The following is a 17,968-nucleotide window of genomic DNA, read 5'->3' as shown; positions in this document are numbered from 1 at the left end:
AAAAAGGGGAAATAAATTTCCCCTTTATGATATGCGAATTATTTACTCGATATCCAGCGGATCTTCAGAAAGGATAATACCGGTATTATCGGCATAGAGATGGTCGCCGGAGAAGAAGGTCACGCCGCCGAAATTGACGCGCACATCGCTTTCTCCAATGCCTTCGCCAGCGGCGCCAACCGGAATGGCGGCAATGGCCTGAATGCCGATATCCAGCTCTTCAAGGTCATCAACCTGACGCACGGCACCGTAAACCACAATGCCTTCCCACTCGTGCTGGGTGGCGATACGCGCCAGTTCTGCATCAATCAGCGCGCGGCGTACGGAGCCGCCGCCGTCAACCAGCAGAATGCGGCCACGGCCATTCTGTTCGAGCAGATCATACAGCAACCCGTTATCCTCGAAACATTTCACGGTGGTGATTTGCCCACCAAACGACAACCGCCCGCCAAAGTTGGAGAACAGGGGTTCCACGACGTTGACATCTTCCTGATAGATGTCGCAAAGCTCGGAAGTATCGTATTTCATAGGATTAACACTCAGTTGCTGCGAGTGATTTCAGTATATCGCGCTCTGTGCACTGTTGGCAAAATCATCAATTGTTAATTGATATTTGTCAGTTAACCCAGCGCCTTGCTCAGGATAATCCCAACGATAAACAGAGCGTTAGTGAGCAGCGCGCCTTTGACCGTGCGTTCAAGCATCGGGCGCATCGCGACCGGCTCACGCTGCGTCATGACGTAGCGCGCCTGTTTAAACAGCAGCGGCGTGGCGAGAATAAACAGCCAGCCACACACGTTTTGCAGCGAAATCAGGTTAAACAACGCCAGACACACCAGCGTGCCGCCAAGCAGGCAAGCGTGATAGCGACGTGCGCCCACCGGGCCTAAACGTACCGCAAGCGTGTTTTTGCCGTTTTCGCGATCGCTGTCGATATCGCGCAGGTTATTGATATTCAGTACCGCCGTTGCCAGCAGCCCGCACGCTGTGGCGGGAAGAATCAGCGTGGCGCTCAGCATATGCGCCTGCAAATACCAACTGCCGATAACGCTCAGCCAGCCGAAGAAAATAAGTACAGAAATATCGCCCAGACCGATATATCCGTAAGGGCGAGTACCTACAGTATAGGTAATTGCCGCAACGATAGAGAGCAACCCCAGCACCAGGAAACCGATAAAGTCACCGATGTTTTGATACGCCGCGAACAGCAGCCCCAGGCCGGAAAGACAAATGAGCGCCACGGTAATCATCAGCGCGCGTTTCATTTGCGGCTGGGTGATGGCACCTTTTTGCATTCCGCGCAGCGGCCCGATGCGATCGGGTTTATCGCTGCCCTTCACCGCATCGCCATAGTCGTTCGCGAGGTTGGAGAGGATTTGCAGCAGGCCCGCAGTAACCAGCGACAGTACAGCCACAGTTGCATCGAAGTGCCCTTGCCACCAGGCGAGCGTAATGCCCACAAGGATAGATGCGAAGGCCAGAGGTAACGTTTTAGGGCGCAGGCTTTCAAGCCAGGCCTGGGTGCGGCTGATTTCAGTCATAGTGATTTTTGCCAATAAAAATGGGGCTTTTCAGCCCCATCAACAGTGATGAATATGCATTGAACGCGATTATAGGATAAAACGGCTCAGATCTTCATCTGCAACCAGTGCATCCAGGTGTTTGCTCACGTATTCCGCATCAATTGTGATGCTCTGGCCATTCAAATCACTGGCGTCATAGGAAATATCTTCCATTAAACGCTCCAGAACCGTGTGCAGACGACGTGCACCGATGTTCTCGGTGGTTTCGTTGACCTGCCACGCGGCTTCGGCAATACGCTTGATACCGGATTCGGTGAACTCAATGTTCACGCCTTCGGTTGCCATCAGCGCTTTGTACTGAACGGTAACGGACGCATTCGGTTCGGTCAGGATGCGTTCGAAGTCGCTGGTGGTCAGCGCCTGCAGCTCAACGCGAATCGGCAGACGGCCCTGCAGTTCCGGGATCAGGTCAGACGGTTTTGCCACCTGGAATGCACCGGAGGCGATAAACAGAATGTGATCTGTTTTCACCATACCGTGCTTGGTGGACACGGTGCAGCCTTCTACCAGCGGCAGCAGGTCACGCTGTACACCTTCGCGGGAAACGTCCGGGCCGGAGGATTCGCCACGCTTACAGATTTTGTCGATTTCGTCGATGAACACGATACCGTGCTGCTCAACCGCGTCGATAGCGTCTTGTTTCAGCTCTTCCGGGTTCACCAGCTTCGCCGCTTCTTCTTCAATCAACAGCTTCATCGCATCTTTGATTTTCAGCTTACGCGGTTTCTGTTTCTGCCCGCCGAGGTTCTGGAACATCGACTGCAGCTGGCTGGTCATCTCTTCCATTCCCGGAGGCGCCATGATTTCAACGCCCATCGGTGCAGCAGCGAGATCGATTTCAATCTCTTTATCGTCCAGTTGGCCTTCACGCAGTTTTTTGCGGAATGCCTGACGCGCGGCAGAGGGTTCAGCCTGCTGCTCTGCCTGGCCCCAGTTGTTTTTGGCCGGGGGGATCAGCACGTCGAGGATACGCTCTTCCGCCATCTCTTCGGCGCGGAAGCGGTTTTTCTCGATGGACTGCACGCGCACCATTTTGATGGCGGAATCGGTCAGATCGCGGATGATGGAATCCACTTCTTTACCCACATAGCCCACTTCGGTGAACTTGGTCGCTTCAACTTTGATGAACGGCGCATTAGCCAGCTTGGCCAGACGACGCGCGATTTCGGTTTTACCGACACCGGTCGGGCCGATCATCAGAATGTTTTTCGGGGTTACTTCGTGACGCAGCTCTTCATCAAGCTGCATACGACGCCAGCGGTTACGTAAGGCGATCGCAACGGAGCGTTTGGCCGCGTCCTGACCAATAATGTGTTTGTTCAGTTCGCTGACAATTTCGCGTGGGGTCATTTCAGACATGGTCAATCCTTACGCTTTAGACGGTAATTCTTCAATGGTGTGGAAGTGGTTGGTGTAGATGCAGATATCGCCTGCAATATCCAACGCTTTCTCAGCAATGTCGCGCGCGCCCAGTTCGGTGTTTTCCAGCAGGGCACGGGCTGCGGCCTGGGCGTACGGGCCGCCAGAACCGATAGCAATCAGGTCATTTTCCGGCTGAACGACGTCGCCGTTCCCGGTAATGATGAGGGATGCGGTTTCATCCGCAACGGCAAGCAGGGCTTCCAGCTTGCGCAGCATACGGTCGGTACGCCAGTCTTTCGCCAGCTCAACGGCGGCTTTCACCAGATGGCCCTGGTGCATCTCAAGCTTACGTTCGAACAGTTCGAACAGAGTGAAGGCATCAGCGGTGCCGCCAGCGAAACCGGCAATCACTTTGTCGTTGTACAGGCGACGGACTTTCTTCACGTTGCCTTTCATCACGGTATTGCCAAGCGTAGCCTGTCCATCACCGGCGATTACGACGTGGCCGTTACGGCGAACACTTACTATTGTTGTCACGAGCAGACCCCTTGTTGCAAATACGGAATAGGGGCCCCGCAAGCTTTGCGGGGCAGAATGTCATTATAGATGGGGGGTATTTCGGGGGTTTCAACCCCCGGAAGCGAGTCTTATGCAGTTTCCGTGACCGGCCATTTTCAGGCGGTTGAGGGTGCCGTCGGCGTTATCTTTGCCTTTGATAGGCCCGATGACGACGCGATTCCAGCCGTTGTTGGTGGTGATACGTGAATCAAACCCTTCGAACGCCAGCTGTGCACGCACGGTTTCGGCCTGCTCTGCGCCTTTAAACGAACCACACTGTACCATCCAGCGGCGCTCGTCTTTTTTCTCGGTTGCCTTAGGCGGCGTCGTTTCACGCGTCACCGGCGCGGCGGCCTGCTGTTTAGGCGCTGACGTCGTGGTGTGCGCAGGCGTTTGCAGCAGATCCTGATACGGCTGCTGGTTAGAAGCGGCCGCCTTCGGCTGCTGCGTCTGACGCGGCGGCTGCTGTGTGGTTTGCGCCTGGCGTGCCGGTTGCTGTGTCTGCTGTTGCGCGCGCGGCTGCTGCACAGGCTGCGTTTGCGCCCATTGCTGCTGTTGCGCTTGTTGCGCCTGCTGCGCTAAACGCTGACGTTGCAGCGTTTGCTGGCGTTGTTCCGGCGTTTGCTCGTTCCACGGTACTTCCGTCAGCTGCGTTGGCTGCTGGCGCATATCGGCCTGCATTTGCGCCAGCAACTGGCGCTGTTCGTCGGTCAACTGATTCGGGTTCATGACTTCCCCGCCCGCAGACGGTTCCGTTGGCGCACGCACGCCCGGCTGGCGGCTTTCCAGTTCTTTAATGTAGCGCCAGCGCTCTTCCGGTTTCGGCGGTAGACCATTCCCTGTCATCTGACGGCTTTGCAGCGTTTCAGAATCTTCTTTTTTATGATGGGTAATAAAGTACAAACCACCGATAAAGGCGACGACCACCGCGGCGGCAATGGCCACCATCGCCGGTGATACCGCCGGGAAGCTACTTTGATTTTTCCGCGAACTCCGTGAGGTGCTCTTTTTGCGCCGCGAAGGAGCCTGTTGGCTGCGGCGTACATAATCTCGTTGTGCCACTATCGTTTCGCTGTATTTATTCGTTCGTGAACCCGACATGTTACTTAAGCGACGAGGCTTTGACCAGACAAGCAAGTCCTAAAGCCCCACACTTTTATGTCATATTTTTTGAGTGCTGCCGCGAATCACCAGTTCACAGTCCAGCAAACGCGAACCGCTGTCGACATATTGTCCACTGAGCTGATTCAGTAATAACAGCATCGCTTCCCGACCAATGTCGAAACGCGGCTGAGAAACGGTGGTGAGTGGAGGATCGCAGAACTCCGCCAGCGAGATGTTATCAAAGCCGATAATCGACAGGTCGTCCGGGATTTTCAGACCGTGACGTTTGGCGCAGGAAAACGCGCCGAGCGCCATGATATCGCTATGGCAGAACACGGCGGTCGGCGGTTGCGGCAGCGCCAGAAGCTGCTCAAGCGCCTTAGCGCCCGCTTCGTAGGTAAAGTTGCCGCGCGTGATGTACGCCGGATCTACCGTGATACCGCTGCGGCGCAGCGCCTGCACGTACCCCTGTAAGCGGTAGTGACACAGCGGCATCTCTTCCGGCCCGGCGATACACGCAATGCGTTTATGACCCAGCTCGTGCAGGTAGTTTACGGCATTGAACGCGGCGGTGAGGTTATCGATGTGCACCGTCGGCAGCCCCAGCTCCGGGGCGAATTCGTTGGCCATCACCATCGGCGGCAGGTTGCGCTGCTCTTCAATGCTGGCATCAAACGGCAGCTGTGAACCGAGCAGCAACATACCGTCGATCTGCTTGGTAATGATTAAATCGATGAAGGTTTTTTCCTGCTGATTCTGGTGCGCGCAGTCGCCAATCAGCACCAGATACCCCTGCGAGGCGGCGGTGACTTCGATGCCGCGGATCACTTCGCTAAAGAACGGGTCGCAGATATCCGGCACGATGACCAGAATGGTGCGGGATTCATTGCGTTTCATGTTACGCCCCTGCGCCTGCGGGAGGTAACCCACTTCCAGTGCGGCCTGCTCAACGCGAGTTCTCGTTGCCTGCGAGACCTTCTCGGGGTTCATTAATGCGCGTGATACGGTTGCCGTAGAGACTTTCGCCTGCATAGCAACGTCTTTCATGGTTGCGGCCACAACCGGTTTTTTAGCCTTCACCTGATTCTCTCCTCGCTAACTGGCGCAGACACGTCCCCTGTATCTGACATCAGACACACTTTTATCAGATAGTTAATCCGATCTGTTACAGAATTTTCATAAAAAGTGTGACGATTGTTAGATTCCTCGATCTTGCTCGCAACCTGGGCATTAACCTTCAATCGGGTCAACGTCGAGGACCCACTTCACTTTGCGCGCTTCCGGTAGCGTATTGATGAGGACCAGCGCGCCGTTGACGATATGTTGCAGGCGCACGCGGGAAGGGTGTTGCAGCAAGATTTGCCAGCGATAACGCCCGCCGCGTTTCGGCGCGAGGGCGGGAACCGGGCCGAGAACCCACAGTTTGTCATCCGCCAGCGGGCTGGCCTGCAACAGATTACGCAGCTGTTGCAGGAACACTGGCGCCTGCTGGTTGTTGTGATCTTCCGCGCGGATCAGCACGTGGCTGGTCCACGGCGGAAGCTGCATTGTCTGGCGCTCGGCCAGCGCCTGCTCGGCAAAGGCGTCGTAGCCTTTATACAGCAGCGTTTGCAGCAACGGGTGATCCGGATGGTGCGTTTGTAAAACCACTTCGCCCTGTTTACCTGCACGGCCTGCGCGCCCGGAAACCTGGGTGTAAAGTTGGGCAAAACGTTCTGCCGAGCGGAAATCTGCCGAGAAAAGCGCGCCATCGACATCAAGCAGGGCAACCAGCGTGACGTCCGGGAAGTGGTGGCCTTTTGCCAGCATCTGGGTGCCAATCAGAATACGCGCGCCGCCGCGATGCACTTCCGCCAGATATTGTTCCAGCGCACCTTTGCGGCTGGTCGTGTCGCGGTCGATACGGGAAAGCGGTACGCCGGGGAAGAGCGGGGCCAGCACCTGTTCCAGTTGCTCCGTTCCCAGGCCAACCGGCACCAGGTGCGTCGAGCCGCAGGAAGGGCATTGGCGCGGGATCGGGCGCTGGCTGTCGCAGTGGTGGCAACGCAAATGATGCTGCGACTGGTGCAGTGTGTAGTAGCTGTCGCAGCGCGGACATTCGGCTATCCAGCCGCAGTCGTGGCACAGCAATGTGGGCGCGAAACCGCGACGATTGAGGAACAGGATCACCTGATTATCCGCCTGCAAATGCTGACGCATGCGGTTAATCAGCGCCGGAGAAAGCCCCGCCTGCAACTGCTGGCCTTTTAAATCAAGTACATGCTGCGTCGCTGGTCGCGCATTTCCGGCGCGACGCGTCAGGCGCAGCATATGATATTTATGCTGGCGCACGTTGAGCAGTGTTTCCAGCGCAGGCGTCGCCGAGCCGAGAATTATCGGAATTTGCTCGCTGTGCGCGCGCCAGACGGCTAAGTCACGCGCGTGATAACGCCATCCTTCCTGCTGTTTATAAGAGCTGTCGTGCTCTTCATCAATAACAATCACGCCGAGGTTTTTAAACGGCGTAAACAAGGAAGAACGCGTGCCGATAACGATCGCCGCCTCGCCGCTTTTGGCTTTCAGCCAGGCGTTCAGGCGCTCGCTGTCGTTAAGCCCGGAGTGCAGCACTTCCACGGGCGCGTTAAAACGTTCGCGGAAGCGGGCGATGGTCTGCGGCGTCAGGCCGATTTCCGGCACCATTACCAGCGCCTGTTTCCCCTGCGCCAGCACGTTTTCCAGCACGCTGAGATACACTTCGGTTTTACCGGAACCCGTCACCCCCGCCAGCAGCCACGCAGAGAAGCGGTCAGATGCGCTATGAATTGCGCCCACGGCGGTGGCCTGCTCTGTGTTGAGCCGTAACCGCTCGCCGATGGCGGAGTAGCCTTCGCGCCAGTCGTTCAGCGCGGGGGCTTCGCTTGCCAGCTCGCTTAACCCTTTGCTGCGCAGCGACTGTAACGCCGCTTCGGTAAATTCCAGTTCCGCGACCTGATGACGCCAGATTTTTCCCTGACGCAGCGCGGCCAGCGCCTGCTGTTGTTTTGGCGAGCGCTTCAGGCTGTTGATATCCACCGCCTGGCCCTGCTCGGTGGCAAACCAGTACCACAGCGGCGCATGGCTGGCCGGTTTGCCCTGACGCAGCAGAATCGGCAGCGCGTGGAACAGCACATCGCCAATCGGGTGATGATAGTAATCCGCCGCCCACAGCAACAGTCGCCATACCGAGGTGGTGAACACCGGTTCGCTGTCGAGGACCTCAATGACCGGTTTCAGCTCATCCAGCGGCAGTTCGCTTTTTTCGCTGACCGACACGACGATGCCAACGCGCTCCTGTTTGCCGAACGGCACGCGCACGCGACATCCCGCTTTTGCGCTGAGGCCTTCAGGCAGCAGATAGTCAAACGTACGCGGTAGCGGAACGGGCAGGGCGACGTGGGCAACAGGCATTTTTTCTTCCTGGACTTGAAAAGTGGCGGGTTAGTATACACATTGTATTCAGGTGAAGAACGGATCAGTTTGCATACCCTGCTCAGATTCTGTATGATCCGCCGCCTTTGATGCAGAAAAAATGCGTCGAAAGCCGAGAAGTTTACTATCAACATCGCGTGGTGTCTGGCGTTAGGGCTGGAAGAGCGACGCGGCCTTAACTGAGGTTTCCCATGAAAAAAGGTATTCACCCGAATTACGTAGAAATTACTGCAACTTGTTCTTGCGGTAATGTTATCAAGACTCACTCCACTGCGGGTCATGATCTGAACCTGGACGTTTGTGGCGCATGCCACCCGTTCTACACTGGTAAGCAGCGTGACGTTGCTACCGGTGGTCGTGTTGACCGCTTCAACAAGCGTTTCAGCATCCCGGGCAGCAAATAAGTTTTGCTTCTCCGAAAAAGGCGCCGAAAGGCGCCTTTTTTGTGTCTGTCATCAATACTATTACATATTTCATCTTTCTTCTGAATGTATATCAAATACAAAAATAAAATCACGTTTCATTTTTGTATTTGATGAGTCGTTTTAGTGATCTGTATCTTCTCTATCTTCTGTTTTTTGCCACTTTATATTCGGCAGTGGCAATAACCGGAAGGTGTCGTTATGTCCGCTGAAACTAAAATCGCCAGCGTAATAAAGTATTCTCTAAATATATTTACGTGAATAATATGTCTAAGGAGTGACATCATGCCTGGCAATGAAAATATCACGGAACATGGCAGTGCAGCCATCAGACCATTTGGATTCAGAGACAAAATCGGTTATTTATGTGGTGACCTGGGAACCTGTTTTATTCTTGGTTTGGTCAACAGTTTTTTAATGATTTATTACACAAACGTCCTCGGTGTTTCCGGCGTTATTGTCGGCTCGCTCTATTTCGTGACAAAACTCTTTGATGCATTTGTTGATGTCACCGTGGGACGTTTGTGCGATACCTCGAAACTGACGGCGACCGGGCGCTTTAACCCGTGGGTACGGCGTATGAAGTACCCGTTCTGCATTATTTCGGTAGTGCTTTTTCTGCCGTTTGTGCATGATTTTTCATATTCGGCGAAAATTATTTATATCTGTTGTTCCTATTTTATTTACGGCTCATTGTTATCGACCGTCAGTATTCCTTATGGCGCAATGTCAGCAGCCATTACCTCCAACCCGGATGAACGTGTTTCGCTTTCAACGTATCGCAGTATTGGTTCAGCGATCGGCGGCGGGGCAACCGGCTTCTTTATTCCTATTCTGATGTACACCACCCTGGTTGACGGAAGCCAGGTGATTTCCGGTCAGCACTTTTTCTGGATTTCAATTGGCTGCGCCATTCTGGGTTTTATCTTTTTAACGCTGACCTGCCAGCTCACCACCGAGCGTGTGCGTGTAGAGAAAAAAGAGAGCATGCCCGTTTCCGTTTTACTGAAAGGGTTGTTGCGTAATAAAGCGCTGATTGTTTTGGTGGTTGTGGATCTGCTGATCGTCATTAACCAGGGGCTTTCCGGTACCAATATGACCTACCTGTTTAATGACTATTTCCACAATAAAGAAGCGATGTCCGTCGCCCTGTTGTTTACCTTCGGCTCACTGGTGCTGCTGGCGCCGTCGGCGTCCTGGCTGACGAAGCGGTTTGGTAAAAAAGAGGCCAGCGTCGGCGCGCTGCTGTTTGCGGTGGCGATGTACCTGATCATGTATTTTATTCACATCACCGATGCGAAGGTGTACCTGGTATTCCTTTTCCTCGCGACGCTGGGGGCCGGGCTGTTCAACCTGATGATTTGGGCATTTATGACCGATGTCTGTGACTACCATCAGTATGTGACCGGCGATCGTGAAGATGGCACCGTTTATGGCGTGAACTTCTTCGCCCGTAAAGTGGGTCAGGCGTTCGCGGGGGCGATTGGCGGCTTTATGCTGGCGATTATCGGTTATCAGTCTTCATCGACCGGCGGCGCGGTGCAAACCAGCGTGGTACAGGAAAATATCTACACCATGGCCAACCTGTTACCGGCATTATGCTTGTTCCTGGCGGCAGTGATTTTGATTTACTTCTATCCGCTGAACCGGAAACAGACGCTAAAAATGGAAGAAACGCTGAATAAACTCAATGGGATCAGTAAGTAATCCGGAGTAAGCCGTGTCGGGCGCGGGAGTGCTTGTCGGGTGGCGCTGCGCTTACCCGACCTACGGGGTGCGGAGTTGCTTGTCGGGTGGCGCTGTGCTTACCCGACCTACGGGGTGCGGAGTTGCTTGTCGGGTGGAGCTGCGCTTACCCGACCTACGGGGTGCGGAGTTGCTTGTCGGGTGGCGCTTCGCTTACCCGACCTACAGATTGCAGAATTTGTAGGCCTGATAAGCGCAGCGCCATCAGGCATTTTCTTCAGCGTGCACTACCACGAAAATAACGGCCACTTTTTATCAACCGTTTCCAGCCCCGGCGCATCAAACACGGCCTGCGGGGAGATAACGGTTTCATTGAGCGGCACATTCTTGCCGTAGCGTTCTTTCAGTTTGGCCTGCACCGTCGGATTACTGAGATCGAAATCCTTCAGTTTTTGCAGCTTACCCAATTTCATTCCCAGCGCTTTGTCATACACCTTCCACACCACTTCAGAGCAGTACTGGCGGTCATCGCTCCAGGAAAAGGCCAGATCGTAAGGTTTACCGAGATAGCGCTTCGCGGTTTGTGCCAGCTTCTGTTTTTGCTGAGCCGATAACCCGCCGTCCACACGACGCACGATATATTTCCCGTCTTTTCCGTGCCTTATCCATTTTTGCAGCGGCGTATAGATAACCGGACCAACGGCCTCGAAGACATACGGTTTTTTCTCGCGGATAACAATCATGCCGGTGTGACTATAGTCAGAATGGGTGGCCAACTGAATGGCTTTACTTTGTGAAGATTGAGAAATTTGAAAGATGATGTCGCCGGTTTGCGGCTCCCAGGCATAAGCCGGATAAGCCAAAGCCAGGCCTAATGCCAGAAAACAGGGTTTCATGGCACAACCTCCGTGTTATCACATTAAAAAGCGCGGCTCGTACTCCGTAAGCCGCGCTCCCTGAATCAGTACTCCCACGTCTCCGGGTCAATCCCCAGTTCACGCATAATCACCTTCGCCTCTTCCGGGATTTCATCGCTGCGCTCTTTACGCAGGTCTTCATCGTTAGGCAGCGGTTGCCCGGTGAATGCGTGCAGGAACGCTTCACACAGCAGTTCGCTGTTGGTGGCGTGACGCAGGTTGTTCACCTGACGACGCGTGCGTTCATCGGTGAGGATCTTTAACACCTTCAGAGGAATGGAAACCGTAATTTTTTTTACTTGCTCACTCTTCTTACCGTGCTCAGCGTATGGGCTGATATATTCGCCGCTCCATTCAGCCATGAGATACCTTAATCCTCTTTATCATTAATAAAAGGCCGGGCTCTAACCCAGACCATAATCGCGCATAGTTTACCGTAGTGACGCGGCCCTGACACGATACGAGCCGCCGCAGTTGTGCGCTAATGCATATAATTTTAACGGCTATTCGTCTTTTGCTCAATCTATACGCTAAGAAGTTTAGATGTCCAGATGTATTGACGTCTATTGTGACAATGTTTACTCTGGTGCCTGACATTTCACCGACTAAGTCAGGAACGAATCACCATGACCCGTAAACAAGCCACCATCGCAGTGCGCAGCGGTTTAAATGACGACGAACAGTATGGCTGCGTTGTCCCGCCGATTCATCTCTCCAGTACCTATAATTTCACCGGTTTTAATGAGCCTCGCGCGCACGACTATTCGCGTCGCGGCAACCCGACGCGTGATGTGGTCCAGCGAGCGTTGGCCGAGCTGGAAGGTGGCGCGGGCGCGGTGATGACCAATACGGGTATGTCGGCGATTCACCTGGTGACGACCGTGTTCCTGAAGCCGGGCGACCTGCTGGTGGCCCCGCACGACTGCTACGGTGGCAGCTACCGTCTTTTCGACAGCCTGGCAAAACGCGGCTGTTACCGCGTGAAGTTCGTTGATCAAGGTAACGAACAGGCGCTGCGTGCGGCGCTGGAAGAGAAACCGAAACTGGTACTGGTCGAAAGTCCGAGTAATCCGCTGTTACGCGTGGTGGATATCGCGAAAATATGTGAACTGGCGCGGGAAGTCGGCGCGGTCAGCGTGGTGGATAACACCTTCCTGAGCCCGGCGCTGCAAAATCCGCTGGCATTGGGCGCGGATCTGGTGTTGCATTCATGTACTAAATATTTGAACGGCCACTCTGATGTGGTTGCCGGGGTGGTGATTGCCAAAGATCCGGAAACCGTCACCGAACTGGCCTGGTGGGCGAACAATATCGGCGTGACCGGTAGCGCCTTCGACAGCTATTTATTGCTGCGCGGTTTGCGCACGCTGTCGCCGCGCATGGAAGTGGCGCAACGCAACGCCTACGCGATTGTCGATTTCCTGAAAAACCAGCCGCTGGTGAAAAAACTGTATCATCCTTCTTTGCCGGAAAATCAGGGCCACGAAATTGCCGCCCGCCAGCAGAAAGGGTTTGGCGCGATGCTCAGCTTTGAACTGGACGGCGACGAGCAAACGCTACGCCGCTTCCTGAGCGGGCTGTCGCTGTTTACGCTGGCGGAATCGCTGGGTGGCGTTGAGAGCTTAATCTCCCACGCCGCTACGATGACCCATGCGGGCATGGCGCCTGAAGCGCGCGCCGCCGCCGGGATTTCTGAGACGCTGTTGCGTATCTCAACCGGTATTGAAGATAGTGAAGACTTAATTGCCGATCTGGAAAATGGCTTCCGGGTTGCAGCCGAGGGATAAAAATGAGTGTGATTGCGCAGGCAGGGACGAACGAACGTCAACTGCATAAATTTGGTGGGAGTAGTCTGGCAGATGTGAAGTGTTACCTGCGTGTTGCCGGGATTATGGCAGAGTATTCTCAGCCCGGCGATATGATGGTCGTTTCCGCAGCCGGTAGCACCACTAACCAGTTGATTAGTTGGCTGAAACTCAGCCAGAGCGATCGCCTTTCTGCGCATCAGGTTCAACAGACGCTGCGTCGTTATCAGTCAGAGTTGATTAGCGGCCTGCTGCCTGCTGAGATTGCCGACGGCTTGATTAGCGCATTCATTCATGACCTCGAACGTTTAGCCGTATTGCTGGATGGCGGTGTCTCCGACGCCGTGTATGCGGAAGTGGTGGGCCACGGTGAAGTCTGGTCTGCACGCCTGATGGCGGCTGTGCTGCAACAACAAGGTCTGGATGCGGCGTGGCTCGACGCGCGTGAGTTTTTACGTGCCGAGCGCTCCGCCCAACCGCAGGTGGATGAAGGTTTATCTTACCCGCTGCTGCAACAGCTCATGGCGCAGCATCCGGGAAAACGCCTGGTCGTCACCGGGTTTATTAGCCGCAACAACGCGGGTGAAACCGTGCTGCTGGGGCGTAACGGTTCTGACTATTCCGCGACGCAAATCGGCGCGCTGGCGGGCGTTTCTCGCGTAACTATCTGGAGCGATGTCGCGGGGGTATACAGCGCTGACCCACGCAAAGTGAAAGACGCCTGCCTGCTGCCGCTGCTGCGTCTCGATGAAGCCAGCGAGCTGGCGCGTCTTGCCGCGCCGGTGCTGCACGCACGTACCTTACAGCCGGTTTCCGGCAGCGATATCGACCTGCAACTGCGCTGTAGCTATACGCCGGATCAAGGCTCCACGCGTATTGAACGCGTGCTGGCCTCCGGGACGGGCGCGCGTATTGTCACCAGCCACGATGATGTCTGCCTGATTGAATTCCGCGTCCCGGCAAGCCAGGACTTTAAGCTGGCGCATAAAGAGATTGACCAATTACTGAAGCGTGCGGGTATTCGTCCGCTGGCTGTTGGCGTTCATACGGATCGCCAGTTGCTGCAATTCTGCTACACCTCTGAAGTGGCGGATAGCGCACTCAAAATTCTAGATGAAGCCGGGTTGCCGGGCGAGCTGCGTCTACGTCAGGGCCTGGCGCTGGTGGCGATTGTCGGGGCGGGCGTCACCCGTAACCCGCTGCACTGCCACCGTTTCTGGCAGCAACTGAAAGGCCAGCCTGTCGAGTTTACCTGGCAATCGGAAGAGGGCATCAGCCTGGTCGCCGTGCTGCGTACCGGCCCAACCGAAAGCCTGATTCAGGGCCTGCATCAGTCCGTCTTCCGCGCAGAAAAACGCATCGGCCTGGTGCTGTTCGGCAAGGGCAACATCGGCTCTCGCTGGCTGGAGCTCTTCGCGCGTGAGCAAAGCACCCTCTCGGCGCGTACCGGGTTTGAATTCACGCTGGCAGGCGTAGTAGACAGCCGCCGCAGCCTGCTGAGCTATGAAGGGCTGGACGCCAGCCGCGCGCTGGCATTCTTCGAAGATGAAGCGGTCGAACAGGACGAAGAGTCCCTGTTCCTGTGGATGCGCGCGCACCCGTATGATGATTTGGTAGTGCTGGATGTCACTGCCAGCCCGCAGCTGGCTGACCAGTATCTCGATTTCGCCAGCCATGGCTTCCATGTTATCAGCGCCAACAAACTGGCCGGGGCAAGTAGCAGCAATAACTACCGCCAGATCCACGACGCGTTTGAAAAAACCGGGCGTCACTGGCTGTATAACGCCACCGTTGGTGCGGGCCTGCCGGTGAACCACACCGTGCGCGACCTGATCGACAGCGGCGACAGCATTCTGTCCATCAGCGGGATTTTCTCCGGCACGCTTTCGTGGCTGTTCCTGCAGTTCGACGGCACCGTGCCGTTCACCGAGCTGGTGGATCAAGCCTGGCAGCAGGGCTTAACGGAACCCGACCCGCGCGACGATCTTTCCGGGAAAGACGTGATGCGTAAGCTGGTGATTCTGGCGCGCGAAGCGGGCTACGATATCGAACCCGATCAGGTTCGCGTGGAATCGCTGGTGCCATCGCACTGCGAAGATGGCTCAATCGACCACTTCTTTGAAAACGGCGATGAGCTGAACGATCAGATGCTGCAACGCTTTGAAGCTGCGCAGGAAATGGGGCTGGTGCTGCGCTACGTGGCGCGTTTCGACGCCAACGGCAAAGCGCGCGTCGGCGTGGAAGCGGTGCGCCCGGAACATCCGCTGGCGGCGCTGCTGCCGTGCGATAACGTTTTTGCCATCGAAAGCCGCTGGTATCGCGACAACCCGCTGGTGATCCGTGGGCCTGGCGCGGGGCGCGATGTCACCGCCGGGGCGATTCAGTCGGACATTAACCGACTGGCGCAGTTGCTGTAATAATCCATTTGTTGGACGGCGGCTACGTCTTATCCGACCTATACAAAACGTAGGCCGGATAAGATGCGTGAGCATCGCCATCCGGCGTTACTGCTGAGCGGCAAAGACCTCTTTTGCCGCGAACAAGCCATTCAGCGCCGCCGGGAAACCAGCGTAAACCGCCATCTGCATAATCACTTCAGTAATTTCTTCCTGCGTTAACCCAACATGAAGCGCCGCCGCAATATGCACTTTCAATTGTGGTGATGCGTTCCCCAATGCGGTCAATGCTGCGACGGTGGCAATTTCACGACTGCGTAAATCCAGACCCGGGCGGGAATAGATGTCACCGAAGGGGAATTCAATCAGGTAACGGGCAAAGTCTGGCGCGATATCTTGCAGACTTTCGACGACAGCATCGCCACCTTTGCCATCCACTTGTTGCAGCATGTCCTGGCCGGTAATAAAACGTTCTGAATGCATGGGGAAATCCTCGTTTATCTTAGGTGTGACGCGAGAATAGGCCGCCGGACGCTGTTTGGATAATACCGTTTCCGTGATACCTTTTCGGTATGACAAACGCACAGATTCACTCTCTCGATATTCGCCTGCTACGCTATTTTTCCGTAGTGGCGGAAGAGAACAACATGAGCCGGGCTGCACTGCGACTCTTTATGTCGCAACCGCCGCTCAGCCGTCATATTCGCCAGCTTGAGGAACGTCTGGGGGTAACGCTGTTTGTCCGTCATACCCGCGGGCTAACGTTGACGGAGGAAGGGGCGCGCGTGCTGGAGATCGTTCGCCCGCTGCTGGCGTTGCAGGAGAAAACCTATGCTGCGCTCGATAAACTTGCGCTGGCAAATGGCCCTCTACTGCGTATTGGGCTAACCACGGCGTTTGAGCAGGGGGTTTTTACGGCGTTAGAAACCCGGCTACGTGCGCAGGTTGATACGCTACGTATCGCGCGGCACAGTTCTCTTGAGCTGGTGCGTCAGGTGCAACGAGGAAAACTGGATGCGGCGCTGGTGGCACTGCCGCTTGAGATCGGTGGATTATCCGTTGTACCGCTTGGCTGGCAAGAACCGCTGATTGCCGCTTTGCCCGCTATCTGGCCAGTGGCAGAATCTGCTTCGATCTCTTTATCCTCTTTAAGTTCTCGCCCTTTATTCTGGTTCAAGCGAGAGCGTAACCCGGCTTTTTTTGATTACACTCGTCAACGTTTCCAGCATGCCGGTTATGTGCCATCCTGCATCGAAGAGCCTCTCGAACATGATGTTCTGCTCGCCCGAATCGCAAATGGAGATGGCTTAAGCCTGCTTCCGGCATCTTTCGCCGCCATTCAGCGGCAGGGTGTTGTTTTTCGTCCATTATCAGACAATAGTCTACGAGTTAGCGCAGGCGTCGTGGTATTGCCAGAAAAGCAGCCGAAACTTGAGTGGTTGATAACTCTTTTAAAGAGTCAGTTCACAGCACCGGAGTAAGATGAATATTTTTCATCTTCACTGAATATTCCTCACCGTTTGCGTGGATCTTTCTATTGACCTTCCCCAACTTTTCCTTCATCTTTACATCTAGACGTCTAAACGTATAGCAGTTCACAACACAACAAATAATGACACGCGATTGATGAGGTAAGGTATGAGCTTTTTTCACGCCAACCAGCGGGAAGCCCTGAATCAGAGTCTGGCCGAAGTCCAGGGGCATATTAATGTTTCGTTCGAATTTTTCCCGCCGCGCACCAGTGAAATGGAGCAAACCTTGTGGAACTCTATCGATCGTCTGAGCAGCCTCAAGCCAAAATTCGTTTCCGTCACCTATGGCGCAAACTCCGGGGAGCGTGACCGCACGCACAGCATCATCAAAGGTATTAAAGATCGTACCGGCCTTGAGGCCGCACCGCACCTGACCTGCATTGATGCCAGCCGTGATGAACTGCGCGCCATCGCCCAGGACTACTGGAACAACGGCATTCGCCATATCGTCGCCCTGCGCGGTGACCTGCCGCCAGGCAGCGGCAAGCCGGATATGTATGCGGCGGATCTGGTTGGCTTGCTGAAAGAAGTTGGCGATTTTGATATCTCCGTTGCTGCTTACCCGGAAGTGCATCCGGAGGCGAAAAGCGCGCAGGCGGATCTGCTCAACCTGAAACGTAAAGTTGATGCCGGGGCCAATCGCGCGATCACCCAATTCTTCTTCGATGTGGAAAGCTACCTGCGTTTTCGTGATCGCTGCGTTTCTGCGGGTATCGATGTTGAAATTATTCCGGGTATCTTGCCGGTCTCTAACTTTAAACAGGCGAAGAAATTTGCCGACATGACCAATGTGCGTATCCCGCACTGGATGTCTACAATGTTTGAAGGGCTGGACGATGACGCGGAGACGCGCAAACTGGTCGGGGCATCTATCGCCATGGACATGGTAAAGATTTTAAGTCGGGAAGGGGTAAAAGATTTTCATTTTTATACACTTAACCGTGCTGAGATGAGCTATGCCATCTGTCATACGCTGGGTGTCAGACCCTCCTTATAGTCGAAAAGGCCCTCGCAAGAGGGCTTTTTTACATCTACATTGATCTACATCCCTGTAACCAAAAATATAAAAGTTTCCAACTATCGAATCTGTGGATTATTTCAATTATAACTTTACTCTGATGCTGTATATCGTAACGGTAACATTGTAGAGGGAGCA

General features: G+C 54.8%; 16 protein-coding genes. 6 read left to right on the top strand and 10 right to left on the bottom strand.

Translation table 11 applies throughout. From position 1 onward, the window contains the following. Positions 1 to 42: 42 nt before the first annotated feature. The 7 genes from rraA to priA all read right to left on the bottom strand — a co-directional run bounded on the left by rraA (position 43) and on the right by priA (position 8,033). Entirely contained in the window at positions 43 to 528 is a 486-nt protein-coding gene (rraA, locus tag G163CM_RS17490) for a ribonuclease E activity regulator RraA (protein WP_231825769.1), read from the bottom strand. Positions 529 to 620: 92 nt separating this feature from the next. Beyond that, positions 621 to 1,541 carry a 1,4-dihydroxy-2-naphthoate polyprenyltransferase gene (gene menA, locus G163CM_RS17485; protein ID WP_231825767.1) on the bottom strand — a complete coding sequence of 307 codons (921 nt, stop codon included), beginning with the start codon at positions 1,539 to 1,541 and terminating at the stop codon, positions 621 to 623. Between the two features lie 69 nt (positions 1,542 to 1,610). Next, complete coding sequence (hslU, locus tag G163CM_RS17480) at positions 1,611 to 2,942, bottom strand: HslU--HslV peptidase ATPase subunit (protein ID WP_015966505.1); 1,332 nt, start codon at positions 2,940 to 2,942, stop codon at positions 1,611 to 1,613. Positions 2,943 to 2,951: 9 nt separating this feature from the next. Next, positions 2,952 to 3,482, bottom strand: coding sequence for an ATP-dependent protease subunit HslV (gene hslV / locus G163CM_RS17475; RefSeq protein WP_015966504.1), 531 nt, complete (start codon positions 3,480 to 3,482; stop codon positions 2,952 to 2,954). Positions 3,483 to 3,572: 90 nt separating this feature from the next. Continuing rightward, on the bottom strand, positions 3,573 to 4,565 hold the full coding sequence (gene ftsN, locus G163CM_RS17470; RefSeq protein WP_071843569.1) for a cell division protein FtsN: 993 nt from the start codon (positions 4,563 to 4,565) through the stop codon (positions 3,573 to 3,575). Positions 4,566 to 4,664: 99 nt separating this feature from the next. Next, positions 4,665 to 5,687 (bottom strand): DNA-binding transcriptional regulator CytR, encoded by a 1,023-nt coding sequence (gene cytR, locus G163CM_RS17465; RefSeq protein WP_015966502.1) that lies wholly within the window; start codon positions 5,685 to 5,687, stop codon positions 4,665 to 4,667. 150 nt (positions 5,688 to 5,837) lie between these two features. Continuing rightward, entirely contained in the window at positions 5,838 to 8,033 is a 2,196-nt protein-coding gene (gene priA, locus G163CM_RS17460) for a primosomal protein N' (protein ID WP_231825766.1), read from the bottom strand. Positions 8,034 to 8,245: 212 nt separating this feature from the next. Here priA and rpmE point away from each other — a divergent pair, with 212 nt between their 5' ends. Both rpmE and G163CM_RS17450 read left to right on the top strand, forming a co-directional pair. Beyond that, positions 8,246 to 8,458: a 50S ribosomal protein L31 gene (rpmE, locus tag G163CM_RS17455; RefSeq protein ID WP_015966500.1), complete on the top strand. Its 213-nt coding sequence runs from the start codon at positions 8,246 to 8,248 to the stop codon at positions 8,456 to 8,458. A 303-nt stretch (positions 8,459 to 8,761) separates the two neighbouring features. After that, the gene (locus G163CM_RS17450) at positions 8,762 to 10,183 is read left to right on the top strand and encodes an MFS transporter (protein WP_231825764.1); all 1,422 of its coding nucleotides are present in this window, start codon (positions 8,762 to 8,764) and stop codon (positions 10,181 to 10,183) included. Between the two features lie 266 nt (positions 10,184 to 10,449). Here the strand turns inward: G163CM_RS17450 and G163CM_RS17445 are convergent, their stop codons facing one another. Together G163CM_RS17445 and metJ are read right to left on the bottom strand one after the other, a co-directional pair. Next, entirely contained in the window at positions 10,450 to 11,058 is a 609-nt protein-coding gene (locus G163CM_RS17445) for a YiiX family permuted papain-like enzyme (protein WP_231825763.1), read from the bottom strand. A gap of 65 nt (positions 11,059 to 11,123) precedes the next feature. After that, on the bottom strand, positions 11,124 to 11,441 hold the full coding sequence (gene metJ / locus G163CM_RS17440; protein WP_015966498.1) for a met regulon transcriptional regulator MetJ: 318 nt from the start codon (positions 11,439 to 11,441) through the stop codon (positions 11,124 to 11,126). A 264-nt stretch (positions 11,442 to 11,705) separates the two neighbouring features. Between metJ and metB the strand changes: the two genes are divergently transcribed. Together metB and G163CM_RS17430 are read left to right on the top strand one after the other, a co-directional pair. Further along, entirely contained in the window at positions 11,706 to 12,866 is a 1,161-nt protein-coding gene (metB, locus tag G163CM_RS17435) for a cystathionine gamma-synthase (protein WP_015966497.1), read from the top strand. 2 nt (positions 12,867 to 12,868) lie between these two features. After that, on the top strand, positions 12,869 to 15,301 hold the full coding sequence (locus tag G163CM_RS17430; protein ID WP_231825762.1) for a bifunctional aspartate kinase/homoserine dehydrogenase II: 2,433 nt from the start codon (positions 12,869 to 12,871) through the stop codon (positions 15,299 to 15,301). 87 nt (positions 15,302 to 15,388) lie between these two features. Here G163CM_RS17430 and G163CM_RS17425 read toward each other — a convergent pair whose 3' ends face one another. Then, on the bottom strand, positions 15,389 to 15,763 hold the full coding sequence (locus tag G163CM_RS17425) for a carboxymuconolactone decarboxylase family protein (RefSeq protein WP_231825761.1): 375 nt from the start codon (positions 15,761 to 15,763) through the stop codon (positions 15,389 to 15,391). Positions 15,764 to 15,852: 89 nt separating this feature from the next. On the opposite strand from G163CM_RS17425, the gene G163CM_RS17420 reads away from it, so the two are divergent. Further along, positions 15,853 to 16,761 carry a LysR family transcriptional regulator gene (locus G163CM_RS17420; protein ID WP_231825760.1) on the top strand — a complete coding sequence of 303 codons (909 nt, stop codon included), beginning with the start codon at positions 15,853 to 15,855 and terminating at the stop codon, positions 16,759 to 16,761. Positions 16,762 to 16,918: 157 nt separating this feature from the next. Then, a complete protein-coding gene (gene metF / locus G163CM_RS17415; protein WP_231825759.1) occupies positions 16,919 to 17,809 on the top strand; it encodes a methylenetetrahydrofolate reductase in 891 nt (296 codons plus the stop codon). Positions 17,810 to 17,968: the final 159 nt, after the last annotated feature.

The organism is Pseudocitrobacter corydidari (assembly GCF_021172065.1).
Taxonomy (GTDB): domain Bacteria; phylum Pseudomonadota; class Gammaproteobacteria; order Enterobacterales; family Enterobacteriaceae; genus Pseudocitrobacter; species Pseudocitrobacter corydidari.
The sequence above is the reverse complement of the archived record's forward strand: the minus strand, read 5'-3'. Positions and strand labels throughout refer to the sequence as shown.

What these genes read in the sequence shown, in the direction of transcription:
- rraA (WP_231825769.1), bottom strand. Translation starts at nt 528, where the DNA reads ATGAAATACGATACTTCCGAGCTTTGCGACATCTATCAGGAAGATGTC.
- menA (WP_231825767.1), bottom strand. Translation starts at nt 1,541, where the DNA reads ATGACTGAAATCAGCCGCACCCAGGCCTGGCTTGAAAGCCTGCGCCCT.
- hslU (WP_015966505.1), bottom strand. Translation starts at nt 2,942, where the DNA reads ATGTCTGAAATGACCCCACGCGAAATTGTCAGCGAACTGAACAAACAC.
- priA (WP_231825766.1), bottom strand. Translation starts at nt 8,033, where the DNA reads ATGCCTGTTGCCCACGTCGCCCTGCCCGTTCCGCTACCGCGTACGTTT.
- rpmE (WP_015966500.1), top strand. Translation starts at nt 8,246, where the DNA reads ATGAAAAAAGGTATTCACCCGAATTACGTAGAAATTACTGCAACTTGT.
- G163CM_RS17450 (WP_231825764.1), top strand. Translation starts at nt 8,762, where the DNA reads ATGCCTGGCAATGAAAATATCACGGAACATGGCAGTGCAGCCATCAGA.
- G163CM_RS17445 (WP_231825763.1), bottom strand. Translation starts at nt 11,058, where the DNA reads ATGAAACCCTGTTTTCTGGCATTAGGCCTGGCTTTGGCTTATCCGGCT.
- metJ (WP_015966498.1), bottom strand. Translation starts at nt 11,441, where the DNA reads ATGGCTGAATGGAGCGGCGAATATATCAGCCCATACGCTGAGCACGGT.
- metB (WP_015966497.1), top strand. Translation starts at nt 11,706, where the DNA reads ATGACCCGTAAACAAGCCACCATCGCAGTGCGCAGCGGTTTAAATGAC.
- G163CM_RS17430 (WP_231825762.1), top strand. Translation starts at nt 12,869, where the DNA reads ATGAGTGTGATTGCGCAGGCAGGGACGAACGAACGTCAACTGCATAAA.
- G163CM_RS17425 (WP_231825761.1), bottom strand. Translation starts at nt 15,763, where the DNA reads ATGCATTCAGAACGTTTTATTACCGGCCAGGACATGCTGCAACAAGTG.
- G163CM_RS17420 (WP_231825760.1), top strand. Translation starts at nt 15,853, where the DNA reads ATGACAAACGCACAGATTCACTCTCTCGATATTCGCCTGCTACGCTAT.
- metF (WP_231825759.1), top strand. Translation starts at nt 16,919, where the DNA reads ATGAGCTTTTTTCACGCCAACCAGCGGGAAGCCCTGAATCAGAGTCTG.